At 73.4% G+C, this 24,463-nt stretch carries 25 protein-coding genes and 1 riboswitch; of the genes, 16 read left to right on the top strand and 9 right to left on the bottom strand.

Annotated elements, in window-relative coordinates; genetic code table 11:
• Positions 1 to 31 precede the first annotated feature (31 nt).
• Positions 32 to 140: riboswitch (TPP riboswitch) on the top strand.
• The 7 genes from thiE to thiC all read left to right on the top strand — a co-directional run bounded on the left by thiE (position 137) and on the right by thiC (position 5,964).
• Complete coding sequence (gene thiE / locus O7606_RS23880) at positions 137 to 760, top strand: thiamine phosphate synthase (RefSeq protein ID WP_281596239.1); 624 nt, start codon at positions 137 to 139, stop codon at positions 758 to 760. (Overlaps the previous riboswitch by 4 nt.)
• On the top strand, positions 757 to 1,908 hold the full coding sequence (gene thiO, locus O7606_RS23885; RefSeq protein ID WP_281596240.1) for a glycine oxidase ThiO: 1,152 nt from the start codon (positions 757 to 759) through the stop codon (positions 1,906 to 1,908). The genes thiE and thiO overlap by 4 nt, the downstream gene beginning before the upstream one ends.
• On the top strand, positions 1,899 to 2,099 hold the full coding sequence (thiS, locus tag O7606_RS23890) for a sulfur carrier protein ThiS (protein ID WP_281596241.1): 201 nt from the start codon (positions 1,899 to 1,901) through the stop codon (positions 2,097 to 2,099). Before thiO ends, thiS begins: the two co-directional genes overlap by 10 nt.
• Entirely contained in the window at positions 2,096 to 2,872 is a 777-nt protein-coding gene (locus tag O7606_RS23895; protein WP_281596242.1) for a thiazole synthase, read from the top strand. Before thiS ends, O7606_RS23895 begins: the two co-directional genes overlap by 4 nt.
• A gap of 35 nt (positions 2,873 to 2,907) precedes the next feature.
• A complete protein-coding gene (locus tag O7606_RS23900) occupies positions 2,908 to 3,567 on the top strand; it encodes a thiamine phosphate synthase (RefSeq protein WP_281599839.1) in 660 nt (219 codons plus the stop codon).
• Complete coding sequence (gene thiD / locus O7606_RS23905; RefSeq protein ID WP_281596243.1) at positions 3,564 to 4,352, top strand: bifunctional hydroxymethylpyrimidine kinase/phosphomethylpyrimidine kinase; 789 nt, start codon at positions 3,564 to 3,566, stop codon at positions 4,350 to 4,352. The genes O7606_RS23900 and thiD overlap by 4 nt, the downstream gene beginning before the upstream one ends.
• A 16-nt stretch (positions 4,353 to 4,368) precedes the next feature.
• Entirely contained in the window at positions 4,369 to 5,964 is a 1,596-nt protein-coding gene (gene thiC, locus O7606_RS23910; protein ID WP_281596244.1) for a phosphomethylpyrimidine synthase ThiC, read from the top strand.
• A 37-nt stretch (positions 5,965 to 6,001) separates the two neighbouring features.
• On the opposite strand, the gene O7606_RS23915 is transcribed toward thiC, so the two are convergent.
• The 4 genes from O7606_RS23915 to O7606_RS23930 all read right to left on the bottom strand — a co-directional run bounded on the left by O7606_RS23915 (position 6,002) and on the right by O7606_RS23930 (position 9,947).
• Complete coding sequence (locus tag O7606_RS23915) at positions 6,002 to 7,801, bottom strand: hypothetical protein (RefSeq protein ID WP_281596245.1); 1,800 nt, start codon at positions 7,799 to 7,801, stop codon at positions 6,002 to 6,004.
• Positions 7,802 to 7,888: 87 nt separating this feature from the next.
• On the bottom strand, positions 7,889 to 8,209 hold the full coding sequence (locus O7606_RS23920; RefSeq protein WP_281596246.1) for a cupin: 321 nt from the start codon (positions 8,207 to 8,209) through the stop codon (positions 7,889 to 7,891).
• Positions 8,206 to 9,156, bottom strand: a complete 951-nt coding sequence (locus O7606_RS23925) for an LLM class F420-dependent oxidoreductase (RefSeq protein WP_281599841.1) — start codon at positions 9,154 to 9,156, stop codon at positions 8,206 to 8,208. The genes O7606_RS23920 and O7606_RS23925 overlap by 4 nt, the downstream gene beginning before the upstream one ends.
• A 2-nt stretch (positions 9,157 to 9,158) precedes the next feature.
• A complete protein-coding gene (locus O7606_RS23930; RefSeq protein ID WP_281596247.1) occupies positions 9,159 to 9,947 on the bottom strand; it encodes an ABC transporter ATP-binding protein in 789 nt (262 codons plus the stop codon).
• A gap of 270 nt (positions 9,948 to 10,217) precedes the next feature.
• Here O7606_RS23930 and O7606_RS23935 point away from each other — a divergent pair, with 270 nt between their 5' ends.
• Complete coding sequence (locus O7606_RS23935) at positions 10,218 to 11,252, top strand: ABC transporter substrate-binding protein (protein ID WP_281596248.1); 1,035 nt, start codon at positions 10,218 to 10,220, stop codon at positions 11,250 to 11,252.
• Between the two features lie 88 nt (positions 11,253 to 11,340).
• A complete protein-coding gene (locus O7606_RS23940) occupies positions 11,341 to 12,186 on the top strand; it encodes an ABC transporter permease (RefSeq protein ID WP_281596249.1) in 846 nt (281 codons plus the stop codon).
• A 61-nt stretch (positions 12,187 to 12,247) separates the two neighbouring features.
• On the opposite strand, the gene O7606_RS23945 is transcribed toward O7606_RS23940, so the two are convergent.
• The gene (locus O7606_RS23945) at positions 12,248 to 13,429 is read right to left on the bottom strand and encodes an ABC transporter substrate-binding protein (RefSeq protein WP_281596250.1); all 1,182 of its coding nucleotides are present in this window, start codon (positions 13,427 to 13,429) and stop codon (positions 12,248 to 12,250) included.
• Between the two features lie 446 nt (positions 13,430 to 13,875).
• On the opposite strand from O7606_RS23945, the gene O7606_RS23950 reads away from it, so the two are divergent.
• The 5 genes from O7606_RS23950 to O7606_RS23970 all read left to right on the top strand — a co-directional run bounded on the left by O7606_RS23950 (position 13,876) and on the right by O7606_RS23970 (position 19,652).
• The gene (locus tag O7606_RS23950) at positions 13,876 to 17,094 is read left to right on the top strand and encodes a nitrate- and nitrite sensing domain-containing protein (protein WP_281596251.1); all 3,219 of its coding nucleotides are present in this window, start codon (positions 13,876 to 13,878) and stop codon (positions 17,092 to 17,094) included.
• A complete protein-coding gene (locus O7606_RS23955; protein ID WP_088982086.1) occupies positions 17,091 to 17,498 on the top strand; it encodes a roadblock/LC7 domain-containing protein in 408 nt (135 codons plus the stop codon). The genes O7606_RS23950 and O7606_RS23955 overlap by 4 nt, the downstream gene beginning before the upstream one ends.
• Positions 17,499 to 17,555: 57 nt before the next feature.
• Positions 17,556 to 17,921, top strand: a complete 366-nt coding sequence (locus O7606_RS23960; protein WP_281596252.1) for a DUF742 domain-containing protein — start codon at positions 17,556 to 17,558, stop codon at positions 17,919 to 17,921.
• Positions 17,902 to 18,525 carry an ATP/GTP-binding protein gene (locus O7606_RS23965; protein WP_275032006.1) on the top strand — a complete coding sequence of 208 codons (624 nt, stop codon included), beginning with the start codon at positions 17,902 to 17,904 and terminating at the stop codon, positions 18,523 to 18,525. Before O7606_RS23960 ends, O7606_RS23965 begins: the two co-directional genes overlap by 20 nt.
• Before the next feature lie 164 nt (positions 18,526 to 18,689).
• Complete coding sequence (locus tag O7606_RS23970) at positions 18,690 to 19,652, top strand: ferritin family protein (RefSeq protein WP_281596253.1); 963 nt, start codon at positions 18,690 to 18,692, stop codon at positions 19,650 to 19,652.
• 210 nt (positions 19,653 to 19,862) lie between these two features.
• Here the strand turns inward: O7606_RS23970 and O7606_RS23975 are convergent, their stop codons facing one another.
• From O7606_RS23975 to O7606_RS23990, 4 genes are all read right to left on the bottom strand, one after another.
• Positions 19,863 to 20,510: a hypothetical protein gene (locus O7606_RS23975; protein WP_281596254.1), complete on the bottom strand. Its 648-nt coding sequence runs from the start codon at positions 20,508 to 20,510 to the stop codon at positions 19,863 to 19,865.
• 225 nt (positions 20,511 to 20,735) lie between these two features.
• Complete coding sequence (locus O7606_RS23980; RefSeq protein ID WP_281596255.1) at positions 20,736 to 22,499, bottom strand: tetratricopeptide repeat protein; 1,764 nt, start codon at positions 22,497 to 22,499, stop codon at positions 20,736 to 20,738.
• Complete coding sequence (locus tag O7606_RS23985; protein ID WP_281596256.1) at positions 22,496 to 22,993, bottom strand: hypothetical protein; 498 nt, start codon at positions 22,991 to 22,993, stop codon at positions 22,496 to 22,498. The genes O7606_RS23980 and O7606_RS23985 overlap by 4 nt, the downstream gene beginning before the upstream one ends.
• Before the next feature lie 329 nt (positions 22,994 to 23,322).
• A complete protein-coding gene (locus O7606_RS23990) occupies positions 23,323 to 23,562 on the bottom strand; it encodes a winged helix-turn-helix domain-containing protein (RefSeq protein ID WP_281596257.1) in 240 nt (79 codons plus the stop codon).
• Between the two features lie 339 nt (positions 23,563 to 23,901).
• Here O7606_RS23990 and O7606_RS23995 point away from each other — a divergent pair, with 339 nt between their 5' ends.
• Complete coding sequence (locus tag O7606_RS23995; RefSeq protein WP_281596258.1) at positions 23,902 to 24,177, top strand: DivIVA domain-containing protein; 276 nt, start codon at positions 23,902 to 23,904, stop codon at positions 24,175 to 24,177.
• Entirely contained in the window at positions 24,174 to 24,449 is a 276-nt protein-coding gene (locus tag O7606_RS24000) for a hypothetical protein (RefSeq protein ID WP_281596259.1), read from the top strand. Before O7606_RS23995 ends, O7606_RS24000 begins: the two co-directional genes overlap by 4 nt.
• Positions 24,450 to 24,463: the final 14 nt, after the last annotated feature.

Raw genomic sequence — 24,463 nt, forward strand, 5'->3', positions numbered from 1 at the left:
GACACCGCGGACCCGACCTATGGTGGCAGCCAAGTGACCCACGGGAGCCCGGTGGACCGGGCTGAGAGGGGGGCTGCGAGCCCCCGACCGTCGAACCTGATCCGGGTAATGCCGGCGCAGGGAGGAGAGAGCTGCCGTGCCGTCCCTCGGACGACTGCATCTGATCACCGACACCCGACCCGGGCGCGGCCCGCTCACCGTGGTCCGCGCCGCCCTCGGCGTCGCCGGCCCCGAACTGGTCGTGCAGGTCCGGGTCGCCGACGACGCCACCGACCGCGAGGCGTACGAGCTGGCCCTGCGGATCCGCGAGCTGTGCGCGGCGGCCGACGCCACCTGCCTGGTCAACGACCGGCTGCACGTGGCGCTCGCGGTCGGCGCGGCCGGCGGCCACGTCGGCGCGGACGACCTGCCGGTGGCCGCCGCCCGCCGGGTCCTCGGCCCGCAGGCGGTGCTCGGCGCGACCGCCCGGGAACCGGTCACCGCCGCCCGCGCCGTCGACGCCGGCGCGAGCTACCTCGGCGTCGGACCCTGCCACGCCACCACCACCAAGGACGGACTGCCCCCGCCGATCGGCCCGGACGGGGTCCGGGCGGTCGCCGAGGCCGTACCCGTGCCGGTCGTCGCCATCGGCGGCGTCACCGCGGCGACCGTGCCGGCGCTGCGCGCCGCCGGGGCGTACGGGGTGGCGGTGGTCGGCGCGCTCTCCGCCGCCGCCGACCCGGCCCGCGCCACCGCCGACCTGCTCGCCGCCCTCCGATGAGCCCGACGCGCGGATCCGGCCCGCCCGCGCCCGCCGCCGGTACGCCGGAGGTGGCGGTGGTGGGTGGGGGAGTGATCGGGTGGGCGGTCGCCTGGCGGTGCGCCGCCCGGGGGCTGACGGTGACCGTGCACGACCCGGCCCCCGGCTCCGGGGCGTCCACGGTGGCCGCCGGGATGCTCGCCCCGGTCGCCGAGGCGTACTTCGGGGAGACCGAGCTGACCGGGCTGCTCGTCGAGTCCGCCGCCCGCTGGCCGGCGTTCGCCGCCGAGCTGACCGCCGCCAGCGACGTCGACCTCGGCTACCGTACCGAGGGCACCCTGGTCGTCGGGCTCACCGGCGACGACCTGGCCGAGGCGCGCCGGCTCTGGGCGTACCAGCAGGGGTTGGGGTTGCCGATCACCCCGCTGCGCCCGAGCGGCCTGCGGGACCGCGAGCCGGCGCTGGCCCCCCGGGTGCGCGGCGGCGCGTTCGCCCCCGGCGACCACCAGGTCGACCCGCGCCGGCTGCTCGTCGCGTTGCGCGCCGCCGCCGAACGGGCCGGCGCGCGGCTGGTCCCCGGCCCGGTCCGGGCCCTCGCCGAGCTGTCCGCGCCGGTCACCGTGGTCGCCGCCGGCTGCGGCGCCGCCGCCCTCACCGGCCTGCCGGTCCGCCCGGTCAAGGGCCAGATCCTCCGGCTCCGCGCGCCCGCCGGCGGGCCGCCCGGCTTCCGGCACGTCATCCGCGGGTACGCCGACGGCGAGCCGGTCTACCTGGTGCCCCGCGCCGACGGCGAGGTGGTCGTCGGGGCGACCGTGGAGGAACGCGCCGACGACGCGGTCACCGCCGGCGCGGTGCTGCGGCTGCTCCGGGCGGCCGTCGACCTGGTCCCCGAGATCGCCGAGTACGACCTGGTGGAGACGGCCGTCGGGTTCCGCCCCGGCACCCCGGACAACGCGCCGCTGATCGGGGCGCTGCCCGGCCGCCCCGACGTGCTCGCCGCGACCGGCCACCACCGGCACGGCATCGTGCTCACCCCGGTCACCGCCGACCTGGTCGTCGACCTGGTCACCACCGGCGTGCCCGACCCGCTGCTGGCCCCCTTCACCCCGGCCCGCCTGACCCCGGTGGCCGGCCCGCGCGCCCGACAGGAGGACGACAGGTGGAACTGACGGTGAACGGCGTCGGCCGTACCGTGCCCGGTGGCGCGACGGTCGCGGACCTGGTCCGACTGGTCACCGCCGCGCAGCGCGGCGTGGCGGTCGCGGTGAACGGCGAGGTGGTGCCGCGTACCGGCTGGCCGGCGACCGAGCTGCGCGACGGCGACCGGGTCGAGGTGCTCAGCGCCGCCCAGGGCGGGTGATCCCGGTGACCTTCCTGCTCGGCGGTACGACGTTCGGGTCCCGGCTGATCCTCGGCACCGGCGGCGCGGCCAACCTGCACGTGCTGGAGAAGGCCATCCGCGCCTCCGGCACCGAGCTGGTCACCCTGGCGCTGCGCCGGGTCGACACCGCCGCCACCGCCGGCGGCCTGCTCGACCTGCTGGACCGGTGCGGGGTGGGCCTGCTGCCCAACACCGCCGGCTGCTACACCGCGGGCGAGGCGGTGAAGGTCGCCCACCTGGCCCGGGACGCGTTCGACACCGACCGGATCAAACTGGAGGTGATCGGCGACGAGCGCACCCTGCTGCCCGACGGGGTGGAGCTGCTGCGCGCCGCCGAGCAGCTCGTCGACGACGGGTTCACCGTGCTGCCGTACACCTCGGACGATCCGATCCTGGCCCGTCGGCTGGCCGACGTGGGCTGCGCGGCGGTGATGCCGGCCGGCGCGCCGATCGGCTCCGGCCTGGGGATCTGCAACCCGCACCACATCGCGCTGATCCGGCAGGGCGTCGACGTGCCGGTGATCCTGGACGCCGGCATCGGCACCGCCTCCGACGCCGCCCTGGCCATGGAGCTGGGCTGCGACGCGGTGCTGCTGGCCAGCGCGGTCACCCGGGCCGCCGACCCGGAGGCGATGGCCACCGCGATGCGGCACGCCGTGCGGGCCGGTCGCCTCGCGTACCGGGCCGGCCGGATCCCCCGCCGCACCCACGCCCTGGCCTCCACCCCCGACGACGGTCGGCCCGACCTGTGACCGCCCTACCCGCCCACCCCGTCCCGGCGCGGCCGGTGGATCGCGCGGCGCCGCCGTCAGGGGTGGTGCTGCTCACCGAGCGGCGGCTGGCCGGGAAACCGCTCGCCGCGGTGGTCGCCGGGGCCGTGGCCGGGGGAGTGCGCTGGGTGGTGCTGCGCGAGCAGGACCTGCCCCGCGCCGAGCGCGCCGCCCTCGCCGCCGACCTGCGGGCCGTCCTCGCCGAGGCGGGCGGGACGCTCGTCGTCGCCGGCCCCGACCCGCTCGACGGCGACGCCGTGCACCTGACCGCCGCCGGCCCGTACCCGCCGCCGGCGGTCGCGCTGGTCGGCCGCTCCTGCCACGACGCGGCCGAGCTGGGCCGACTCACCACCGAGGACTACGCGACCCTCTCACCGGTCTACCCGACACCCACCAAACCCGGGTACGGCCCGGCCCTGCGCCCCGCCGGGCTGGCCGACCTGGTCCGGGTCAGCCCGGTCCCGGTCCTGGCCCTCGGCGGCGTGCGGACCCCGGAACAGGCGTACGCCTGCGCCCGGGTCGGCGCCGTCGGCGTCGCCGTGCTCGGCGCGATCATGCGCGCCCCCGACCCCGCCGCCGTCGCCGCCGAACTCACCCGAGCCCTCACCGACGCGCCCACCCCGCCGACGGTCTCCACCCCGTCGGCCACCGCGCCCGCCCCCAGGGAGAACCCGTGACCCCGACGACAGTGCTCACCATCGCCGGCTCGGACTCCGGGGGCGGGGCCGGCATCCAGGCCGACCTGAAGGTCTTCGCGGCCCTCGGCGCGTACGGGACCAGTGTGCTCACCGCCGTCACCGCGCAGAACACCCGGGGCGTGGACGCCGTCCTGCCGCTGCCGCCGCGCACCGTCACCGACCAGCTCGACAGCGTGCTCGCCGACTTCGCCGTACGCGCGGTGAAGACCGGCATGCTGGGCAGCCCGGCGATCGCCGACGCGGTGGCCGAGGCGGCGAAGGCCGGCCGGCTGCCGAACCTGGTCGTCGATCCGGTGCTGGTCGCCACCAGTGGACACCGGCTCGGGGTGGTCGGGGCGGTCGAGCGGCTGCTGCCGTACGCGGTGGTGGCGACGCCGAACCGGGCGGAGGCCGAGGCCCTCACCGGCGCCCCGGTGACCACGGTGGAGGAGATGACCGCCGCCGCCGTGGCGCTCGCCGCCGGTGGACCGGCCTGGGTGGTGGTGACCGGCGGCGACGTGGACGCCGACGGCGAGGCGGTCGACGTGCTGCACGGCGACGGGGGCACCACGGTGCTGCGGGCGTCCCGGGTGGACACCCGGCACAACCACGGCACCGGCTGTTCGTTCTCGGCGGCGATCGCCGTCCGACTGGCGGCCGGTGACCCGGTGCCGGTCGCGGTCCGGGCCGCCAAGGAGTACGTCACCCGCGCGCTGACCGGCGCGCGGCACTGGGCGCTCGGTTCCGGGAGCGGCCCGCTGGACCACTTCGGCTGGTCCCGCTGATCACCAGGAGGCTGTCATGCAGGCACGTCGCAAGGTCTACGTCACCGGGAGCCGGCCGGACGTCCGGGTGCCGTTCGCCGAGGTCGAGCTGAGCGGGGACAATCCGCCGGTCCGGCTCTACGACACCTCGGGGCCGGGTTCCGACCCGGAGGTCGGGCTGCCGCCGCTGCGCGGCCCGTGGATCGCCGAGCGCGGTGACGTCGCCCCGGCGCGCGGCGCGGGCACCCCGCTGGCCGGCACGGACGGCGCGCGGCCGACGCAGCTCGCGTACGCGCGGGCCGGGGTCGTCACCCCGGAGATGGAGTTCGTGGCGGTCCGGGAGAACATGGCCCCGGAGTTCGTCCGGGACGAGATCGCGGCCGGGCGGGCGGTGCTGCCGCTCAACGTCAACCACCCCGAGTGCGAGCCGGCGATCATCGGCAAGGCGTTCCTGGTGAAGGTGAACGCCAACATCGGCACCTCGGCGGTGACCTCGTCGGTCGCCGAGGAGGTGGAGAAGCTGACCTGGGCGACCCGGTGGGGCGCGGACACCGTGATGGACCTGTCCACCGGGAAGCGGATCCACGAGACCCGGGAGGCGATCGTCCGCAACTCGCCGGTGCCGATCGGCACCGTGCCGATCTACCAGGCGCTGGAGAAGGTCGACGGCGACCCGGTCAAGCTGAGCTGGGAGGTGTTCCGGGAGACCGTGATCGAGCAGGCCGAGCAGGGTGTGGACTACATGACCGTGCACGCCGGGGTGCTGCTGCCGTACGTGCCGCTGGCCGTGGACCGGGTCACCGGCATCGTCTCCCGGGGCGGCTCGATCATGGCGGCCTGGTGCCTGGCGCACCACCAGGAGAACTTCCTCTACACCAACTTCCGGGAGCTGTGCGAGATCCTGGCGAGGTACGACGTGACGTTCTCCCTCGGCGACGGGCTGCGTCCCGGGTCGATCGCGGACGCCAACGACGAGGCGCAGTTCGCCGAGCTACGCACCCTCGGCGAGCTGACGAAGGTCGCCTGGGAGTACGACGTCCAGGTGATGATCGAGGGCCCCGGGCACGTGCCGATGCACAAGATCAAGGAGAACGTGGACCTCCAGCAGGAGTGGTGCCACGAGGCCCCGTTCTACACGCTCGGCCCGCTGACCACCGACGTCGCGCCCGCGTACGACCACATCACCTCGGCGATCGGCGCGGCCATGATCGGGATGTTCGGCACCGCCATGCTCTGCTACGTCACCCCGAAGGAGCACCTGGGCCTGCCGGACCGCGACGACGTGAAGGCCGGCGTGATCGCGTACAAGATCGCGGCGCACGCCGCCGACCTGGCCAAGGGCCACCCCGGGGCGCAGGCCTGGGACGACGCGCTCTCCAAGGCCCGGTTCGAGTTCCGCTGGGAGGACCAGTTCAACCTCTCGCTGGACCCGGAGACCGCCCGGTCGTACCACGACGCGACGCTGCCCGCCGCGCCGGCCAAGACCGCGCACTTCTGCTCGATGTGCGGACCGAAGTTCTGCTCCATGAAGATCACCCAGGAGCTGAAGGAGTACGCGGCACGCGGCATGCAGGACAAGTCGGACGAGTTCCTCGCCTCCGGCGGGCGGGTCTACCTGCCGCTGACGCAGTGACCCGTCGCCCCGTTCGGCGGGACCGGGCGGAACGGGGTCAGTCGGGTCGGTGGTGCCGGCCGCCGGACCGCAGGCTGCGCCGCTCGTCGGGGTCCGGTCCGGGTCTCGGCTCGGGTACGGGCTGACTCAGTCCGGTGACCCAGTCGACGTACTCGGCGTCGTCGGCCGGCACGGTCGGCTGACCCCGGCCGTCGTCCCCGTCGTCGGGGGCGGCGGTCCCGCCGCGCCGGTTCCGCCGGAACAGGCCCCGCCGGCCTCGACCGGCCCGGCTGCGGTCGTCCCCGGCGGTGGTCTCCTCCGGGTCGACCCCGGCGGTCTCGTCCTGGCTGACCTCGGCGGTCCCGTCCCGGTCGACCTCGGTGGCGCGGGTCTCGGCGGGACCGGCCTGGGTGGCGCCGGCCTCGGTGGGACCGGCCCCGGTGGCGCGGGCCTCGGTGGGACTGGTCGGGACGGTGCCGGCCCCGGCGGGGACGGGCGGAGCGACACCGCTCGCGGGTGGGGCGCCGGATTCGTCGTCGGGGTCGGAGCTGGCGTGCCGGCCCCGGCTCGGCATCGACCAGTCCAGCGTGCCGAGGTCGACGGTCGGGCCCCGGCTGCCGCCGGGCCGCGTCGGCCGGTCGGCGACCGGCCCCGGCTCCGGCCAGTCGAAATGGACCGGGAACACCGACGGCCGGGCCGGGCCGCCGCCACCGGTCCGGTCGTCGTCACCGGTCCGGTCGTCGTCACCGGTCCGGTCGCCGCCGGCGATCGGGTCGGCGGGGCTCCGTTCCTGGTCGCTCCGTTCGACGCTGAGCAGGGCTCCGGTGGCCTGGTCCCCGGTGGGCTGCGGGGTGGTCGCGCCCGGCGTGTCGGGGGAGCCGGGCGGACCGGCGAGGGGCGGGAGCGGACGAAGGATGTCGGTGGGCTCGATGGCGTCGCTCGCCGACCGGCGTCGCCGCGACAGCGCCCCCGGCAGCAGGGCCCCCGGCAGCAGCGAGCCTGACCGCAACGAGCTCGGCAGCAGCGGCCACCGCAGATAGGCGGCGGCGGCCGAGCCGAGCGCGCCGGTGCCGACGGCGGCCAGCGCCGCCCGGTACGGCGTCGACTGGTGCCCGCCGTCACCGGGCCCGGCGGCGAGGTACGCGCCCAGCACCAGCAGCGGCCCGGCCAGTCCGCTCAACGCGCCGACCAGCGGCGGCCGGGCGAGCCACCGGGCCACGCCGGCTGCCGCCGCCCCGACGAGCAGCGCCAGGACCGGCAGGACCAGCATCGCCAGCCGGTCGGCCAGGGCCGGGTCGATCGACGCCGGGTCGACCGCGCCGAGTCGCACGGCGGGCGGCGGGTCGACCACGTCCAGCGACGGCGTCACGGAGAGCAGCGCGAGCAGCCAGAGGACCGCGACGTGCGCCGCGACGTTCCACCGCACGGGCGCGTACCGGAACGCCAGCACGGCGGCGACCGCCCCGGTGAGCGCGCCGCACGACGCGACGAGCACGACGGAGAGCGCCGGGTCACCGGCGGCGGCCTGGGCGTCGCGGGCGGGGAGCAGGCACAGTGGGGCGACCACCAGCGCGCCCAGCGCGGCGGCGACCGCTAGACCCGCCTGCACGGCGGCGCTGACCGGGCCGTCGTCGCGGCGGGCGTAGCGTCCGGCGAGCAGCGCGCCGACGAACGCGGCTACGGCGGCGGACCAGCCCACCCAGACGAGCTGCGCGGGCCACTGGTCGGGGGTGGGGCCGAAGGACCGGGCGAGCCGGAGGACGCCGAGCCCGTACCCGATGCCGAGCTGACCGGCCCCGGCCAGCAGGCTCGACCCGAGCGCCAGCGGCAGCCATCTACCCCAGGTCCGATTGGCCATGTGCGGAACGTTACGGCTCACGGACCCCGATCGCCACCTTGACCAGGCGGGGCGCGTCCGGCGTGCCGCGCCGGGCGGCCGGCCACCTCACAGCAGCTCGACCAGCCGGGCCAGGTACGTGGTGTCGCCCACGTTGGTGAGCATGTGGACCGCGCCCGGATCCCGGTAGACCACCCCGCCGGTCGGCTCGTCGGCGTCGATCCGGACGCCGTCGACGGTCTGGATGACGTTCTTCGCGCCCTGCACCGCGACCACCAGGTAGGGGTGGTCGTGGCGGTGCAGCGGCTGCCGCTCACCCGGTTCGAGCCGGATGTGCCAGACCCGTATCCGGTCGTTCTCCAGGACGATCTCCTGCCCGACCGGCGCGAGGGGGCCGTGGTCCGCCGGCGGGGCGGCTGGCGCGCTCACCGGGCGCCGCCCAGTTGCGGTAGCACCTCGGTGGCGATCAGTTCGAGGTGGTCCAGGTCGTCGAGGTCGATCAGCCGCAGGTGGACGCGGGTGGCGCCGATCGCGGCGAACTCGCCGAGCCGGTCGACGAGCTGGGCGGGCGAGCCGACCACCGGGTCCTCCGGCGGCAGCGCGCTCTTGACGTGCAGGGGCGCGGCCCGACGTCGGGCCTCGGCGTCGGTGCGTCCGACGGCCACCACGATCCCGGCGGAGAGCACCAGCGGGGCCCGGTCGGACTCGGTCCGGCCGTGCCGGTCACACGCCTCGCGTACCCGCTCGTACGCCGCCGCGGTCTCGGTGACGCTCTTGAACGGCATGTTGAACTCGTCGGCGTACCGGGCGGCGAGCTCGGGGGTGCGCTTCGGCCCCTTGCCGCCGACGATGACCGGCGGGCCGGGCGTCTGCACCGGCTTCGGCAGGGCCGGCGCGTCCCGCAACCGGTAGTGCTCGCCGAGGTGGGTGAAGTTCTCGCCGGGCGGGGTGCGCCAGAGGCCGGTGACCACCGCCAACTGCTCGGCGAGCCGGTCGAAGCGCTCCACGACGGGCGGGAACGGGATGCCGTACGAGACGTGCTCGCGCTCGTACCAGCCGGCCCCGATGCCCAGCTCGACCCGGCCGCCGCTCATCTGGTCGACCTGCGCCACCATCACGGCCAGCGGGCCGGGCAGCCGGAAGGTGGCCGAGCTGACCAGGGTGCCGAGCCGGATCCGGGTGGTCTCCCGGGCCAGCGCGGCCAGGGTCAGCCAGGCGTCGGTGGGGCCGGGCAGGCCGGGGTCGGCGCCCATCGACTGGTAGTGGTCGGCGCGGAAGAACCCCTCGAAGCCGCCCGCCTCGACGAGCCGGGCGAAGCGGAGCTGGTCGTCGTAGCTGGCGCCCCGGTGCGGTTCGGTGAAGACGCACACCCGCATGGTCATCGTCCCGCCGTCCCGGCCGCGACCGGCGTCGGGTCGCGTTCCATCAGCAGCTCGTGCAGCTCCGCGCTGACCCGGGCGACGTCGGCCAGGTGGTCGTTGCGGCCGAGGCTGCGGGGCCGGGGAATGTCCACGTCGACCACCTTGCGGATCCGGCCGGGGCGCGGGCTGAGCACGACCACCCGGTCGGCCAGCAGCACCGCCTCGTCGATGGAGTGGGTGACGAACACGATGGTGGCCCGGTTGTCCATGTGGACCCGTTGCAACTCGACGGAGAGCTCCTCGCGGGTGAGCGCGTCCAGAGCGGAGAACGGCTCGTCCATCAGCAACACCCGGGGCTCGGCGATCAGCGACCGGCAGAGCGAGACCCGCTGCTGCATGCCGCCGGACAGCTCGTGCGGCAGGCGTTTCTCGAACCCGGCGAGCCCGGCCATCTCCAGCAGCTTGCGGGCACGTTCGCGGTGCGCGGCGCGACGCCAGCCGAACATCTCCACCGGCAGCAGGACGTTGTCGAGCACGCTGCGCCAGGGCAGCAGCGCCGGCCGTTGGAAGAGCATGGCGATGTCCGGCCGGGGTCGGGTGATCGGCGTGCCGGCCACCTCGATCAGCCCACCGGTGGGCGGCAGCAGCCCGGCGATCAGCCGGAGCAGAGTGGACTTTCCGCAACCGGAACGTCCCACCACCGCGACGAACTCACCGTCGGTGACGTCGAGGTCGATTCCGCGTAACGCCTCGACCTCACCGGAGCGTCCACTGAAGGTGCGGGACACTCCCGACAGTCGGATCATCCGACGCTCTCCCATCCCTGGTCATCCCGAGCCTCGCAAGGCTAACGGGAACCCAAGGTATTGACACCGTCCGGAATGGACAACAATCTGTTGTCGTTCCGTAACCGGATCCACCTGGTGTCGCAAAGGTGACTCTCTCGTACGCTGTGCCGGCGAAGAGTCCCCCGCGACGGTGACGCCGGTCCCCACCCCCTCTCACCACGGCGTCGTCGGGTTCGACAACTCCTCCGGTGGCCGTCGCTACCGGTCTGGAAAGGACATGGTGCACAAATGAGAAGGTTGACCCGTACTGCTGCCGCGGCTGCCCTCGCCGCGGCGCTGGCTCTGGTCTCCGCCTGCAGTAGTGGCTCCGACTCCTCCGACGCCGCCAGCGGCGACGGCTCGTCGCTGCGCAAAGTGACGTATCTCACCTCTTTCGGTAACTTCGGCCGGGACTCCTACGCCTGGGTGGCGAAGGAGAAGGGCTTCTTCAAGGAGGCCGGCTTCGACGTCGACATCAAGCCGGGCCAGGGCACCGGTGGCGTGATCACCACCATCGTCGGCGGCCAGGCCGACTTCGGCCCGATCGACCTGACCGGCGGCATCCTCCAGCTCGGCGGCGACGACCCGAAGAACAAGGAGTTCGTCGCGGTCGCGGCCATCCAGCAGCGCACCATGGCGGCCATCGTGACCACCCAGGACAAGGGCATCGCGTCCCCGAAGGACCTGGAGGGAAAGACCCTCGCCGACACCCCGGTGTCCGTCGTGCGCAACCTCTTCCCGACGTACGCGAAGCTGGCCGGCATCGACGCCAGCAAGGTGACCTGGGTCAACGGCCAGGCGCAGGAGCTGATCGGCACGCTCGCCGCCGGCAAGGTCGACGGCATCGGCCAGTTCGTCGTCGGCGCCCCCACCGTCAAGGCGGTGGCCAAGAAGGAGCCGGTGCTGCTCCCGTACAGCAACGTGATGACCGACCTCTACGGCAACGCGCTGATCACCTCCAAGAAGCTCGCCAAGGAGGAGCCGGAGATGGTCAAGCGGTTCACCGCCGCGCTGCTCAAGGGCCTGGAGTACAGCCTGGCCAACCCGAAGGAGGCCGGCGAGATCCTGAAGAAGAACGTCGAGGCCGCCAACCCGCTGGCCGCCGCCGCCGAGCTGGAGCTGATGGCCGCGTACGTGCGGTCCAGCAACTCCGGCACCGCGATCGGCGCGCTGGACAGCGGCCGGGTCGCCAAGAGCATCGCGATCCTGCAGGGCGCCGGGGCGCTCAAGCAGAACATCACCCCGGACCAGGTCGTCGACTTCAACCTGGCCCCGAAGGCCTGATCGATCCGTACGGGGGCGCGTCCGCCGCAGGTGGCGGACGCGCCCCCGGTTCGGCGTCGCGCCGACGGACCGACGAGGAGAAGGAGACATGACGGAGTTACGGGCACAGGCCGTCGATCCGCCCACAATCAGGCCGACCCTCGTCCGGGCGGCGTCCCGCCGGCTCGGCGCGGGGTCGGCGACCGTCGGCCTGCCGCTGCTCGGCGTGGTCGTCGCGCTCACCGTGTGGTGGCTGGTCACCTCGGTGTTCCAGCTCATCCACCCCGCGTCGCTCCCCCCGCCGCAGGACGTGTTCCGGTCCCTGACCGAGTACTGGCCGCTGCTGCTGCGCTCCACCGGAGCGACCACCCTGTCCACGGTCGTGGGCTTCCTGCTGTCCACGGTCGCGGGCGTCCTGATCGGGTTGGCGCTGGCCGCCTCCCGGCGGGTGGAACGGATGTTCTCGCCGCTGCTGGTGGCGATCAACGCGGTGCCGAAGATCGCCCTCGGGCCGCTGCTGGTGGTCTCCCTCGGCTGGGGGCAGAAACCCATCCTGACCATGGTGTTCCTGCTCTGCTTCTTCCCGATCGTGCTCTCCACCGTGACCGGGTTGACCACCACGCCGGCGGACCTCGCGGAGCTGGCCCGCTCGCTCAACGCGTCCTGGTGGCAGGCGTTCCGCAAGGTGCGGTTCCCCGCCGCGCTGCCGCAGATCTTCGTGGGGCTCAAGGTGGCCATGCCGCTGGCCGCGATCGGCGCGGTGATCGGGGAGTTCCAGGCCGGTGAGGCCGGCCTCGGGTACCAGATCCTCCAGTTCAACGGGGTGGGCGACTACCCCACCTCGTGGGCCGCGATCGTGCTGATCGCCGCCATGAGCATCGGCCTGTACTTCGCGCTGGTGCTGGTGGAGCGGCTGGCGTTGCCCTGGGTCCGGGCCACCACGTCCAGCCGCTGAGCGGCCCCCGGACGTGAACGCGGGTGGGGCGGGGAGGCGGCTCCCCGCCCCACCACGCGGGTCAGCCGGCCAGCCGCCACCGGCCGCCCTGGGCGACCAGGGTGGTCAGGGCCTGCGGCATCAGCCCGGAGTGGTTGTCCGGGGTCATCCGGATCGGGCCGGAGAGGCCGTCCATCTGGGAGGTCTCCAGCACGTCGCGGATGCCGTCGCGGTCCACCCGGCCGGTCTGGCCGCCGGCCCGCAGCTCGGCGTCCGCGATGAGCTGAACGGCGTCCGCGGCGAACGAGGAGAAGCCGTTGTACCCGCCGAAGCGGGCGGTGTAGTCACGGAACCACTGGCGGCGGGCGGCCTTCGCCGGGGTGGTCGCGATAACGTCGTCGATGACCATGGTCTGGGTGAAGACCAGGGTCGCCTGCTCGGCGGAGCGGGCCGCCGCGCCGAGGAACAGCTCGCCGGCCGCCGCCGCGTCGAAGTAGAGCTGGCCCTTGAAGTTGGCCTCCCGGGACGCGGTCGCGGCGAGCATCGCCTGCTCCGGCTGGGTCCACAGGATCACCGCGTCGGGCTTGCGGCTGGTCAGCGCCCGGACGGGCTGGTTCACGTCCGTGTCGGTGGTCTTGACCGCCTGCTGCGCGAGCAGCCGGATGTCGGCCTTGGCGAGCTCGGCCCGCAGCGCCTCCGACCCCTCCCGCCCGTACTCGTCGTCGCTGTGCAGCAGGGTGGCCTTCTTGACGTTGCGTCGGGTCAGCTCGCCGACCAGGGCGGCGGCGCTGTCGGCGGCGTTGGGGGCGAGCTTGAACACGTACCGCCGGTCGGCGACCGGGTTGGCGACCGCGCCCGACGGGGCGAGGGCGACGGTCGGCACCTTCTTCTCGTTGATGGTGCGGACGGCGCCGACCGCGCACTCGTTGCAGCCGCCCATGATGATCGCGCTGACCGAGGAGTCGTTGCCGAAGTCGCCGATGTTGCGCTGGGACTCGGCCGCGTCGGAGCGGTTGTCCTTGACCCGCAGCTCGACCTTGCGCGCGCCGAGGGCGCCGGAGGCGTTGAGCTGCTGCACCTTGAGTTCGAGAGCGCGCTGGTACGCCTTGCCGACGGTGGCCTGCGAGCCGGAGAGCTCCAGGTCGGCGCCGATGACGATGGGGCTGGTGTCCTGGGGCTCCTCGCCGAGCTGGCAGCCGGTGAGCGTGACGGCCAGCACCGCCGACGCGAGCGCCGCGGTGGTCACGGAGCGAAAGGGGCTCAACACTTGTCCTCCAGATGCGGGTGGGTGGATGGCCCGATCCCCGCTATTACCGTCCTCAGTAGAGGCACGGGATGGGTCTGCCGTACGGTATGCGCGAAGCCTGCAAAACCTTGCCAATGCCGGGCCCCCGTGGTCAAGCTGCGGAGGGCCGAGGCGTTTCGGGATACTCGTCCCACATGCTGGCGGCAACCGGGGTTTGCAAATGCTCACTCAGCAGAAGCGGACGAACACTGTGGATCATCAGCCCTGATCAGGGCCTTGTGGAAATGAAGGTAATCGTTGACCACTTCAGCGGTTGAGTGCCGTCTTACCGTTTCCTGTCTCACTGCGGCTTCCCAAATCAGATCTTCTCTGATGAAATCGCGGCCGTGCCGCGCGTGGCGCTGTCCGCTGCACCAGGCGCGGGTCGGCGGGTCAAGCGTGGAAGAAACGACGGAGGCGATGTCGTGAGCACCGCACCTACGACCCTGCCCGAGAGCGGTCAGTCAAACCCGGACAAGCGCCGGCGCCGGCTCCCCCGGCTGCGCGACGCGCGAATCCGGTCCAAACTCGCGCTGATCCTCGTCGTGCCGGTCGCCGCGGTCCTCGCGCTGGCCACCGTCCGGCTCATCGCCGTCGGCGAGGGAGCCTACGAGGCCAACCAGGCCCGGTCGTTGACCGCGCTCTCGGTCGACCTCTCCGCGCTCACCCAGGACCTGCACCGGGAGCGGATGGCGGCGGCCACCTACCTGGCCGCACCGGACGCCAAGCCGGAGCCGTACAACCTGCACGTGCGCCGCACCGACCAGCGGGTCGCGCAGTACACCGCGCGGCGCGGCGAGATCGGCGAGGTCCCCTCGGCGGTCCGGGACCGGCTGCGGATCATCGATGAGCACCTGGCCACCCTGAACACCACCCGGCAGGAGGTGCTGGACCGCCGGCAGATGCCGGTCTCCGCGGTGGTGCTGCGCTACGGCGTGGTCCTGGCCGACCTGGTCGGTTACGGCGACGCGCTGGCCCAGCTCCCCGGTGACGGCGCGCTGGCCGACAGCCGCCGCGCGGTGGCCGCCTTCAGCCGCGCCAAGTCGTCGGTGGCCGAGGAGGAGGCGGTCGCCTTCACCGCGCTCGCCGCCGGCCGGGTCGACCAGGAGCAGTTCTCCTCCTTCGTCGCCACCCTGACCAGCCAGCAGGAGGCCCTGCTCGCCTTCTCCCTCGCCGCCGCCCCCGACCAGCGGTCCCTCGTCGACGGCACCGTCACCGGCGACGCCGTGGTGCTCGCCGACCGGGTGGCCGCCGACGTCAGCCGCTCCGTCGGGCTGAACCGCCCGCTGGTCGCCGCGGACGACGCCACCTTCGCCATCGGCGCGGTCAACGACCTGATGCGCTGGACCGAGGTGGAGCTCCAGGACCGCCTGTACGCCCAGACCGACCAGGCCCGGACGAACGTCATCCGGCAGGCCGTCATCGAGTCGCTGCTGGTGCTGCTCACCCTCATCGCCGCCATCACGCTCGCCGTGGTGCTGGCCCGGTCGCTCAACCACTCGCTTCGCCGACTGCGCGAGGGCGCGCTGTCGGTGGCCAACCACGACCTGCCCGAGGCCGTCAAGCGGCTGCAGAACATGGGCAACGCCGGGGACGGTGGCGTCGACGAGGTCGTCAAGGAGGTGCGCGACCCGATCAAGCTGACCAACAAGGACGAGGTCGGCCAGGTCGCGCAGGCGTTCAACGTGGTCCACCGGGAGGCCGTCCGGATCGCCGCCGAGCAGGCCGCACTCCGTAACAGCGTGTCGGCGATGTTCCTCAACCTGGCCCGCCGGTCGCAGACCCTGGTCGACCGGATGATCGGCGAGCTGGACGCGATCGAGCGCGGCGAGGAGGACCCGAAGCGGCTCGCCCAGCTCTTCGAGCTGGACCACCTGGCCACCCGGATGCGCCGCAACGACGAGAACCTGCTGGTGCTCGCCGGCGCGGACTCGGCGGTGCCGCGCCGCGACGACGCGCTCCTGGTCGACGTGCTCCGCGCCGCGCAGTCCGAGGTCGAGCTGTACAACCGGATCGAGTTCGGCACCGTGGACACCGACATCTCGGTGGCCGCGCACGCCGTCAACGACGTGGTCCGGCTGGTCGCCGAGCTGCTCGACAACGCCACCCGGTTCTCCCCGCCGACCACCACCGTGGTCGCCGACGGCCGGCGCATCCGCGACTACGTCCTCATCCAGATCGAGGACCGTGGCCTCGGGCTGACCGACGACCAGCTCGACTCGCTGAACCGGCGGCTGGCCGCCCCGTCGACCGTGGACGTGGCCGCGTTCCGGTTGATGGGTCTGGCCGTGGTCAGCCGGCTGGCGTCCCGCTACAACATCCGCGTCGAGCTGCGTCGCAACGTCGAGGGCGGCACCGTCGCCCAGGTCACCCTGCCGAACTCCACCGTGGTGCTGCCGCAGACCCGGGGCCGCGACCAGGCGCTGCCGCCCCGGCAGCGTCAGCCGCTCGCCGTCGAGCAGGCGCCGCTCACCCCGTCGGTGTCCCCGTTCGGCGAGCCGTCGACCGGTCTGGGCCGTACCTCGACGGCGACCCTCGCCAACGACCAGTGGGGCGTCAAGACGCCCACCTCGGCGCAGTGGCCGGCGAGCAACGACGCCCGGGACACCGGGCCGACGGTGAACGTGGGCGGCCCGACGACCGCCTCGCCGAGCCTCGGCGGGTCGCTGTTCACCCCGGTGCCACCGTCGAGCAACACCAACGGCGCGCTGGCCGGCACGCCGACCACCGCGTTCCCCACCCTCAACCCGCTGCCGCAGCGCAGCCCGGGAACGGGCGGTGACCTGGGGACGCCGACCTCGTCGTTGCCCGCCGGCCCGGTGGCCGGACCGACCACCCCGCTGGCCGGACCGACGACTCCGCTGGCCGGGCCGACCTCGCCGCTCGTGACGCCGTCCGGCACGCCGGGTGTCCCGGCGGTGCGCCGGCCCGACGAGCCGGCCGAGGCGGCGCCGATCTTCCGGGAGATGGAGACCGCCTGGTTCCGGTCGCACGGCAACGACGCGACCGCCATCTTCACCCGTCCGCAGTTCGAGCAGGAGGCGGCGCCGACCAGTGGCCCGACCATGGCGAACAGCGGCCCGGCCCTGGCCGCCCCGACGGCGCAGCCACCCCGACTGCCCGGCCGTACCCCGGGGGCCACGGTGACGCAGCCGCCGCCCCCGTCGTACACCCCGCCGCCCCCGGCGGTGACCCCGGACCCGGTGGTGACGCCCGCGCCGACCCCGGCCCCCGAACCGGTCCCGACCCCGGTGGCCCACACCATGCCGCCCGCCCCGACCGCGCCACCCCAGCCGGTCGCCACGCCCACCACCCCCACGCCGCAGGCGGTCCCCACCCCCCAGCCGACCGCCACGACCGGGGCGGACGCCTGGCGGACGGCGGCGGACGAGGGCTGGTCCCGCGCCGTCAAGGCGGCCGAGCCGGCCGCCGGCGGCCAGACCCGGTCCGGGCTGCCCAAGCGCGTCCCGCAGGCCCAACTGGTCCCCGGTGGCGTCGAGCCCACCGGCGGCCGGGACCGCAGCCGGCGTACCCCCGACGAGGTACGTGGTCTGCTGTCGGCCTACCACCGCGGCGTGCAGCGCGGCCGGACGGCCGGCGCCACGGACCTGAACAGCAATTCGACCAAGGAGACGAGCCGATGAACAGGCCAGCGGCTATGCAGGACATGGGTTGGCTGCTCACCAACTTCGCCGACAGCGTGGCGGGCATCGCCCACGTGGTCGCGGTGTCCGCGGACGGGCTGCTGCTCGCCTCCTCCCGGGACCTGCCGGCGGACCGCGCCGACCAGTTGGCCGCGATCACCTCCGGCGTGGTCAGCCTGACCGAGGGCGCGGCCCGGATGTTCAGCGCGGGCGGCGTGCTCCAGACCGTCATCGAGATGGACAGCGGCTACCTGTTCCTGATGTCCATCAGCGACGGCTCGTCGATGGCGGTGCTCGCCGCCCGGAGCTGCGACGTCGGCCAGGTCGGTTACGAGATGGCGCTGCTGGTCGAACGGGTCGGGGCGGCGCTGGTGCCGCTGCCCCGGGAGGCCGTGGTCCGGTAGCGGCCGCAGACGAGCCCGGTGCCGACGGTCGGCGCCGGTGGAAGGAGGTGATCGCGAATGGACCGTAGGCGAGAGGACCCGCGCGGCGCGTTGGTGCGTCCGTACGCGGTCACCCGGGGCCGAACAGAGCCCCGGCGGGAGATCGCCCTGGAGGCGGTGATGACGGCCAGCCCCACCGCCGTCGCGGAATCCCGTTTCGCCGGCCACGACAAGCACCGCATCGCGACGATCTGCGAGGGACGCGCGCAGTCCCTCGCAGAGATCGCCGCGTACACCCGGATGCCGTTGGGGGTGGCCCGGGTGCTGGTCGCCGACATGGTGGCCGAGGGCCTGCTGACGCTACACACTGCCGCTCCCGCCGAGGCGTACGAGGAGCGGATGGAACTGCTTGAGAGGGTGCTAAGTGGACTTCGCAGGCTATGACCCCGCCGGGGCACGCCGTAACCGGGGTATCACCTCCGCGAAGATCGTGGTCGCGGGCGGGTTCGGCGTGGGCAAGACAACCCTGGTCGGCGCGGTCTCCGAGATCACCCCGCTGACCACCGAGGCCGTGATGACGGCGGCGGGCGTCGGTATCGACGACCCGTCCAAGGTGCCGGGTAAGCAGACCACCACGGTCGCCATGGACTTCGGCCGGATCACCATGGCCGAGGACCTGATCCTCTACCTGTTCGGCACCCCGGGCCAGACCCGCTTCTGGTTCATGTGGGACGAGATCATCAAGGGGGCGGTGGGCGCGGCCGTGCTGGTCGACACCCGCCGGATCACCGACGCGTTCGCGCCGCTGGACTACTTCGAGAACCGGAACCTGCCGTACGTGGTGGCGCTCAACCACTTCGACGGCGCGCCCCGCTACGACCTCGAAGAGGTACGCGAGGCGCTGGCGATCTCGCCCCAGGTGCCGCTGATCCTGACCGACGCCCGGCACCGGGAGGCGGTCAAGCAGGTGTTGGTGACCGTGGTCGAGCACGCCATGCTCCGGCTCCAGGCCGAGCACGGCCGGGGCTTCCCGACCCCCGTCGGCTGACCTCCGGACGCCGGGAAGGGCGCCTCCCCGACGCCGTGTGCGTGGGGGAGGCGCCCTCCCTGCGCCTCGGACACGCGGGAGGCGTGCCCAATACAACCCTGCTGAGCAGGGAAAACATAAGCTCCCTCGAAGGGTTGTCACGCAACGTGATCGAGGGAGCGCGGATGAGAGTTGTCGGTGGGATCTCCGCCGTGGCGGCGGGCATGGTGCTGGGGGCCGGCCTGGCCGTCCCGGCGCAGGCGGTGGAAGCGCCCCAGGAGAAGCCGGCGGCGAAGCTGGCCCCGGGAACCCGGGCGGACGCGCTCGCCGCCATGCAGGACGAGGCGTACGCGTACGCCAGCTACCAGGCGTACGCCCAGGAGGCGGCCCGGCGCGGCCAGGCGGCGGTCGCCCGGCTGTTCCGGCAGACGGCCCGCGAGGAGTTCGACGACCACTTCGTGGCCGAGGCCCGGCTGATCGGGTTCGTCGACGGCAACCAGGCCAACCTGCGCGACTCGATCGACGGGGAGACCGAGGAGGCGACCAGGACGTACCCGTCCTTCGCCGAGCAGGCGACCGACGACGGCTGCCCGAGGGTGGCCGCACACTGGGTCGAGCTGGCCGGGGACGAGCTGGTGCACGCCGGCCGGTTCACCACCGCGCTGACCGCGCTGCGCTACCCGTCCGCCGGCATCGAGGCGCCCACCGGCGAGCCGGTGCCGCCGGTGCCGATCGAGCCGTCCGAGCCGCGCTGCGGCGGCCGGACCCTGGCGAACCTGCGGGCCACCCTGCACGGCGAGGCGTTCGCCTGGGCGACGTACACCCTCTACGCCCGGCACGCCGCGCGGACCGGCCAGGACCGGCTGGCCCGGCTCTGGACCAACACCGGCGGCCAGGAGCTGGGCGAGCACTTCGCCGAGACCGCGAATCTCGCCGGCCTGGTCGGCGCCACCACCGAGAACCTGCGGACCGCCATCGCCGCCGAGGACGAGGCCGCCGCGACCTACCAGCGGTACGCCCGCCGCGCGCTCGCCGCCGGGGACGTCGCGGCGGCGAAACTCTTCGTGGAGATCCGCCTGGACGAGCTAGGACACGCCGCCGCCTTCCGCCGCGCCCTGACCGACCTGGAGAGCAGGCGGGCCGGGTAGCCCGCGCCGCCACGCCGCTCGGGGCGGTGGACCGGACGCCGGCCCGCCGCCCCGCTCCGTCGACCACCCTGGCCGCCCGCGTGAGCTGGCCGAACACCGCGACCAACAACCCGGCGGTACGGGCGACCGAGCAGCCCTTCCGCGCCGGGGAGGTACCACTTCGCGAAGGCTGTCGAGCTGCCCCGGATATGGGGCACGCCCGATGGCCGGTCAGATCTCGGAGGCGCAGGCGGTCTGACCCCCGGAGGAGCCCGGTCGCGTGATCACGAAACTCAGGTCAGTGCCGGACGGACAGATCACGCCCTTACCGATCTTCGTGACCTCGTAGGTCGGCGGATCGACGTCAGCCTTGGCGCAGCGGATCTCGATGATCCGCTGTGTCTCCAGGGGACCGGTGCTGAACGAGCCGTTCGGCTTGACGCAGTCGCCGACCGTGATGGGAAGGTTGCCGCCTCCGGGCTCCTGCCCGCGTGGCCCCTTCGTGATCTCCATGCACGCGAACTGTCGGCCTGACCCGTAGAGGCTACGCTCGGTCGGCGGCTCGGCATCCAGATCGAGGATGAAGTCGACGTCGTCGAGCCTGCAATCGTATTGATACAGGTCGTCGGCGTTCCGGTGCTCGGCGAAATTGATCTGCACGACCTTCGCCTCGGCGGCCGGGTCGGTGCACTCCACCTTGCGGTAGGTGTCGGCGGGCTTGCGATTGTGCGCATAGCACCAGCCGGCCCGCGCCTTGAGGTGCGGCATGGACGTGGTAGCCGCAGGCGACGGCGTGGGGTCGGGCGACGACGTATCCGAGGCGCAGGCGGAGACGGAGACTACCAACGCGGCCATCACCGCGATCGATGCACGACGCATGACCTCATGATGCGCTGACGACGCTCGTGGAAGCCCGGCGGGGCCGAGCTGTCTGCCCGTACCGGCGTGGTCGTTTCCCCGTCCGAACGTAGCCCACGACGATCCGCCGGAAAACCGCGAGCTACCCTCCGCTGCCGGCACCCCTTCCACGCGGGGGAGATACCACCTCTCCGAGGCTGTCGAGCTGCCCCGAATCTGGGGCCGCCACATCCAGGCACCCGGGTCTCACGATTCCAGCTCATCGAGGAGCGTGCGGATCAGTGTGGCGGCGTGCGTGTCGCCGGTCTCGGCGAAGGCCGCCACCGCCTGCTCCCAGCAGACACGCGCCTCGTCAAGCCGGCCTGCCTCGGCCAGGGCGAGGCCGAGGTTGTTCAATGCCTGGCCTTCGCCGTGGCGGTCGCCGAGTTGGTGGAAGATGTCGCGGGCGTTGGTGTGGGCGGTGATGGCGTCGTCGAATCGGCGTACCTGCCGCAGGGCGAGACCGAGACTGTTCCACGCCCGGCCTTCGCCATGGCGGTCGCCGAGCTGTTGGAAGATCTCGCGGGCGAGGGTGGCGATGGTGATCCAGTCGGTGAAGTGGCGGCGGAAGCTCAGGAAGCGGGCGAGCGCGAACACGAGGCTGGTGGTGATGTGTGGCAGGTCGTGGGTGGGGGCGTTGGCGCAGACGCTGACGAGGTTGGCGTGTTCGGCGTCGAGCCAGCGCAGGGCGTCCTGCCGGCTGGGGAACCGGGTGGTGTCGGTCGGGCCGGTCGGCACCAGGTGGGTGTTCGCGGTGCTGGTGGTGTCGAGGTAGTGGGTGAACAGCCGCTGTCGGGCGGTGGGGGTTTCGTCGGGGCTGGCGACGGGTTGGGTGGCGGCGTGCAGGCGGATGAGGTCGTGCATGCGCCACCGGTCGGCGGCGGGCTCGTCGACCAGGTGCGCGCGGTGCAGATCCTCCAGCAGCACCGCGACCCGCGCGGCGGGTAGGCCGGTCAGGGCGGCGGCGCCGTCCGTAGCGACGTCGGGGCCGGGGTTGACCGGCAGCAGCCGGTACAGCAGGGCCTGCTCGCCGGCAAGATTCCGGTACGACAGGTCGAATGCGGCCCGCACGGCGACCTGCTGGCGGGACAGTCCGTCGAGGCGGGCCTGGTCGTCGCGGAGCCGGTCGGCCAGGGCCGCTGGTCGCAGAAGGGAACGGTCGGCCAGCAGCGCGGCGACGACCCGCAGCGCCAGGGGCAGGCCCGCGCACAACCCGGCCAGGTCGGTCATCGCCTGCTGCTGGTCCGGCGCGTGCAGGCGCGGATCGTCAGCGCCACGGCGCTGAGCGATGACCTCGCGGATCAGGTGGACGGCGGGCCCGGTGTCGAGGACGTTGAGGTCGTGCAGGCTGGCGTCGATGTCCAGGGTGTGCCGGGAGGTGACCAGCACCGGAATCTCGGGGTCGGTCGGCAGCAGCGGGGTGACCTGGTCCTCGGTCGCGGCGTTGTCGACGATCAGCAGCAGCCGGCGGTCCTGGCTGGTGTAGGCGTCCAGGACGCTGCGCCACAACCGGGCCCGGTCCTGCACGCTGGCGGGAATGTGCTCACCGGGGATGCCGATGGCCTGCAACCAGCCCAACAGCGCGTCGGCGGCGGAGAGTCGTCGGGCGGCGTCGTAGCCGAACATGTCCACGAACAGCACCCCGCCCGGGAACCAGCCCGGCTTCCGCAGGGCCCGATGCGCGGTCTGGACCACCAGCTCGGTCTTGCCGACCCCGGCCATCCCCGCCACCGCCGACACCAGCACCGGCCCGCCCGCGCCCTCCGGGGACAAACCAGCCAGCAGGGCGTCGACCTGAACGTCGCGGCCGGTGAAGACCGCCGCCGGGCGGGGCAGCCCGGTCAACGCGGGACGGATCTGCGCGGGCAGGGTCACCTGGATGTCCCGTCCCATCACCACCGCGTGGAAGAACACCCCGTCGCTGATCCGGTTCGACACGCCCACCGGCTCGTCGGCCGGCGTCCCGCTCACCGGGCCGACCCGTCCGCGTCGCCGGCCGGGGCGCCGCCAGACGGGGGCAGGACAATGCCCCGGATGTCCCGACCCATGATCACCGGCCCGCCGAAGCTGCCGTCGTCGATCCTGTTGGAGACGCCGCCCGACCGGGAGGCACCCGTGAGCGGCGACCGACCCGCGGCCGGATCCGGAGCTGGTCCACCGGTGGCGGACACCTGCTCCACGTCCCGACCCATCACCACCGCGTCGGTGAACTGACCCTTGGTGATCCGGTTGTCGACGTCCCCACCCACCACCGGAGGCGGGGCGGGCAGGGTAGCGGCGCGGCGGGCCTGCACCGCGCTGTAGCCGGCCACGACCACCCCGGCGAGGTTCAGGAACACCCCGAGCACGCTGGCCCACCGGTCGGCGTCCGCCAACCCCGCCCGCGCCAGCAACACGCCCAGGGCGCACACCGCCAGCCCGACCGGTACGCCCACCAGCCACCAGCCCCTGCCACGTACCCTCATCAGTCCATTGTCGACCGACCAGGCCACCTGACGGTTCCTCAACCGCCCAACGCCGAAGCCGCAACGGCCATCGACAGTCCGGCCACCCTTGACTCCCCGGTCGCCGTTACGGCCTGTCGCGCTCGGCCTGTCGCCGCAGCCAGCGCTCCTTCCGCGCTCGGTGAGGGTGTCGCCTCTCCGAGCCTGTCGAGCTGCCCCGAATATGGGGCACGCGGTTCCGGCCTCGGTGTCCCAGATATGGGGCAGCTCGACAGGCTCCGACCACCCATGTCCTGGTCTCCCCGGTTACTATGAGTGACGAACTCTCGCGAGCGTGTAGCCGCGACGGGTCAGGGCTCGCGTAGCCAGAGGGCGGGGTCGTTGACGAAGACGCCCTTGCCCTGTTGACGCCTGATCACCCGCATCGCTTCCAAGCGAACGTAGGCCAACTGCACGGTGCCGTAGCTGACGTCATAGGTCGCTCGTGTGTCGGCGACGGACGGCAGTTGATCACCAGGTTTCAGCTTCCCGGACCTGACGTCGGCAATCACCCGGTCGGCAATTTGGAGGTATGAGGCTGATTCGGGCATGTCGCTCCTCGTGTGGCAACCCGAATTCGACCACACCTCAAACACTTGAACAATGTGCTTTGACTTCCCTGTGTTCACTAGTTAAGTTGAATCGGAGCCGTTCCTCGTGTGGCAACGGGATCGGCTCACTCCCCGGTCGGGGTGGGTCACGCGTGCCTGCCCCGACCCTCGGGCCGGCTCGGCCTCCGTACCGCTGAAGGAAAGGCTGCGGGGGGCGGGCCTGGCGGGTCGCCGCGTGCCGGCGTGCGGCGGCCCGCCCTCCACCCCGCGCGCCGCAGCGCCGCGCGGCAAAAGCGCTACCGCACCACCGCACGGACCTCCGCACCGGAAAGGACCGACGTGGCTCAGGTGTACCGCTCCGGGCAGCCCTACGGGACCGGGCTGCCGTACCGGAAGACCCCGCACGAGGTGCGGACCCGCGAGTTCAGTCCGCGTCGGCGTGGCGTCGACGCGGGGGAGGTGCGCGCGTTCCTCGACGAGCTGGCCGACGAGTTGGCCGACCTGTACCGCCGGTTGGGAATGCTCGACCAGGAGAACGAGCGGCTCAAGCGGGCGCTGCGCGACTGGCAGACCCGGCACGCCCGGGAGTCCCGGCCCAACCGGGGGCGCTGGTGAGCGCGCCGCTGAAGCCGGGTGACCTGGTGCGGGTGGACGGGTGCGCGTCGGTGCAGTTCGGCGGGGACTGCGCCCTGACGCTGCGGGTGGTGGCGGTGCTGCGGGACCGCCCCACCTTCGACGGGTGGATCTGGCTGGCCGGGTACGCGCTGGACGACGACGGCCTGGCCACCGCCAAGCGGGAACTGTTCGTCCAGGTCGCCGGCCTGCACCCGGTACGACACGTGCTCGCGCCCGCCCCGTGCGCTACGGCGCAGCCGGTCCACCCGTGACGAGCGCGCGGGGG

The sequence above is a fragment of the Micromonospora sp. WMMD882 genome, from assembly GCF_027497255.1.
Lineage (GTDB): Bacteria > Actinomycetota > Actinomycetes > Mycobacteriales > Micromonosporaceae > Micromonospora.

Coding starts and splice junctions, on each gene's coding strand:
- O7606_RS23925 (WP_281599841.1), bottom strand. CDS start 9,156: ATGCGGGTGTGCGTCTTCACCGAACCGCACCGGGGCGCCAGCTACGAC.
- thiC (WP_281596244.1), top strand. CDS start 4,369: ATGCAGGCACGTCGCAAGGTCTACGTCACCGGGAGCCGGCCGGACGTC.
- O7606_RS23975 (WP_281596254.1), bottom strand. CDS start 20,510: ATGCGTCGTGCATCGATCGCGGTGATGGCCGCGTTGGTAGTCTCCGTC.
- O7606_RS23970 (WP_281596253.1), top strand. CDS start 18,690: ATGAGAGTTGTCGGTGGGATCTCCGCCGTGGCGGCGGGCATGGTGCTG.
- O7606_RS23960 (WP_281596252.1), top strand. CDS start 17,556: ATGGACCGTAGGCGAGAGGACCCGCGCGGCGCGTTGGTGCGTCCGTAC.
- O7606_RS23935 (WP_281596248.1), top strand. CDS start 10,218: ATGAGAAGGTTGACCCGTACTGCTGCCGCGGCTGCCCTCGCCGCGGCG.
- O7606_RS23985 (WP_281596256.1), bottom strand. CDS start 22,993: ATGAGGGTACGTGGCAGGGGCTGGTGGCTGGTGGGCGTACCGGTCGGG.
- O7606_RS23990 (WP_281596257.1), bottom strand. CDS start 23,562: ATGCCCGAATCAGCCTCATACCTCCAAATTGCCGACCGGGTGATTGCC.
- O7606_RS23940 (WP_281596249.1), top strand. CDS start 11,341: ATGACGGAGTTACGGGCACAGGCCGTCGATCCGCCCACAATCAGGCCG.
- O7606_RS23915 (WP_281596245.1), bottom strand. CDS start 7,801: ATGGCCAATCGGACCTGGGGTAGATGGCTGCCGCTGGCGCTCGGGTCG.
- O7606_RS23930 (WP_281596247.1), bottom strand. CDS start 9,947: ATGATCCGACTGTCGGGAGTGTCCCGCACCTTCAGTGGACGCTCCGGT.
- thiO (WP_281596240.1), top strand. CDS start 757: ATGAGCCCGACGCGCGGATCCGGCCCGCCCGCGCCCGCCGCCGGTACG.
- O7606_RS23955 (WP_088982086.1), top strand. CDS start 17,091: ATGAACAGGCCAGCGGCTATGCAGGACATGGGTTGGCTGCTCACCAAC.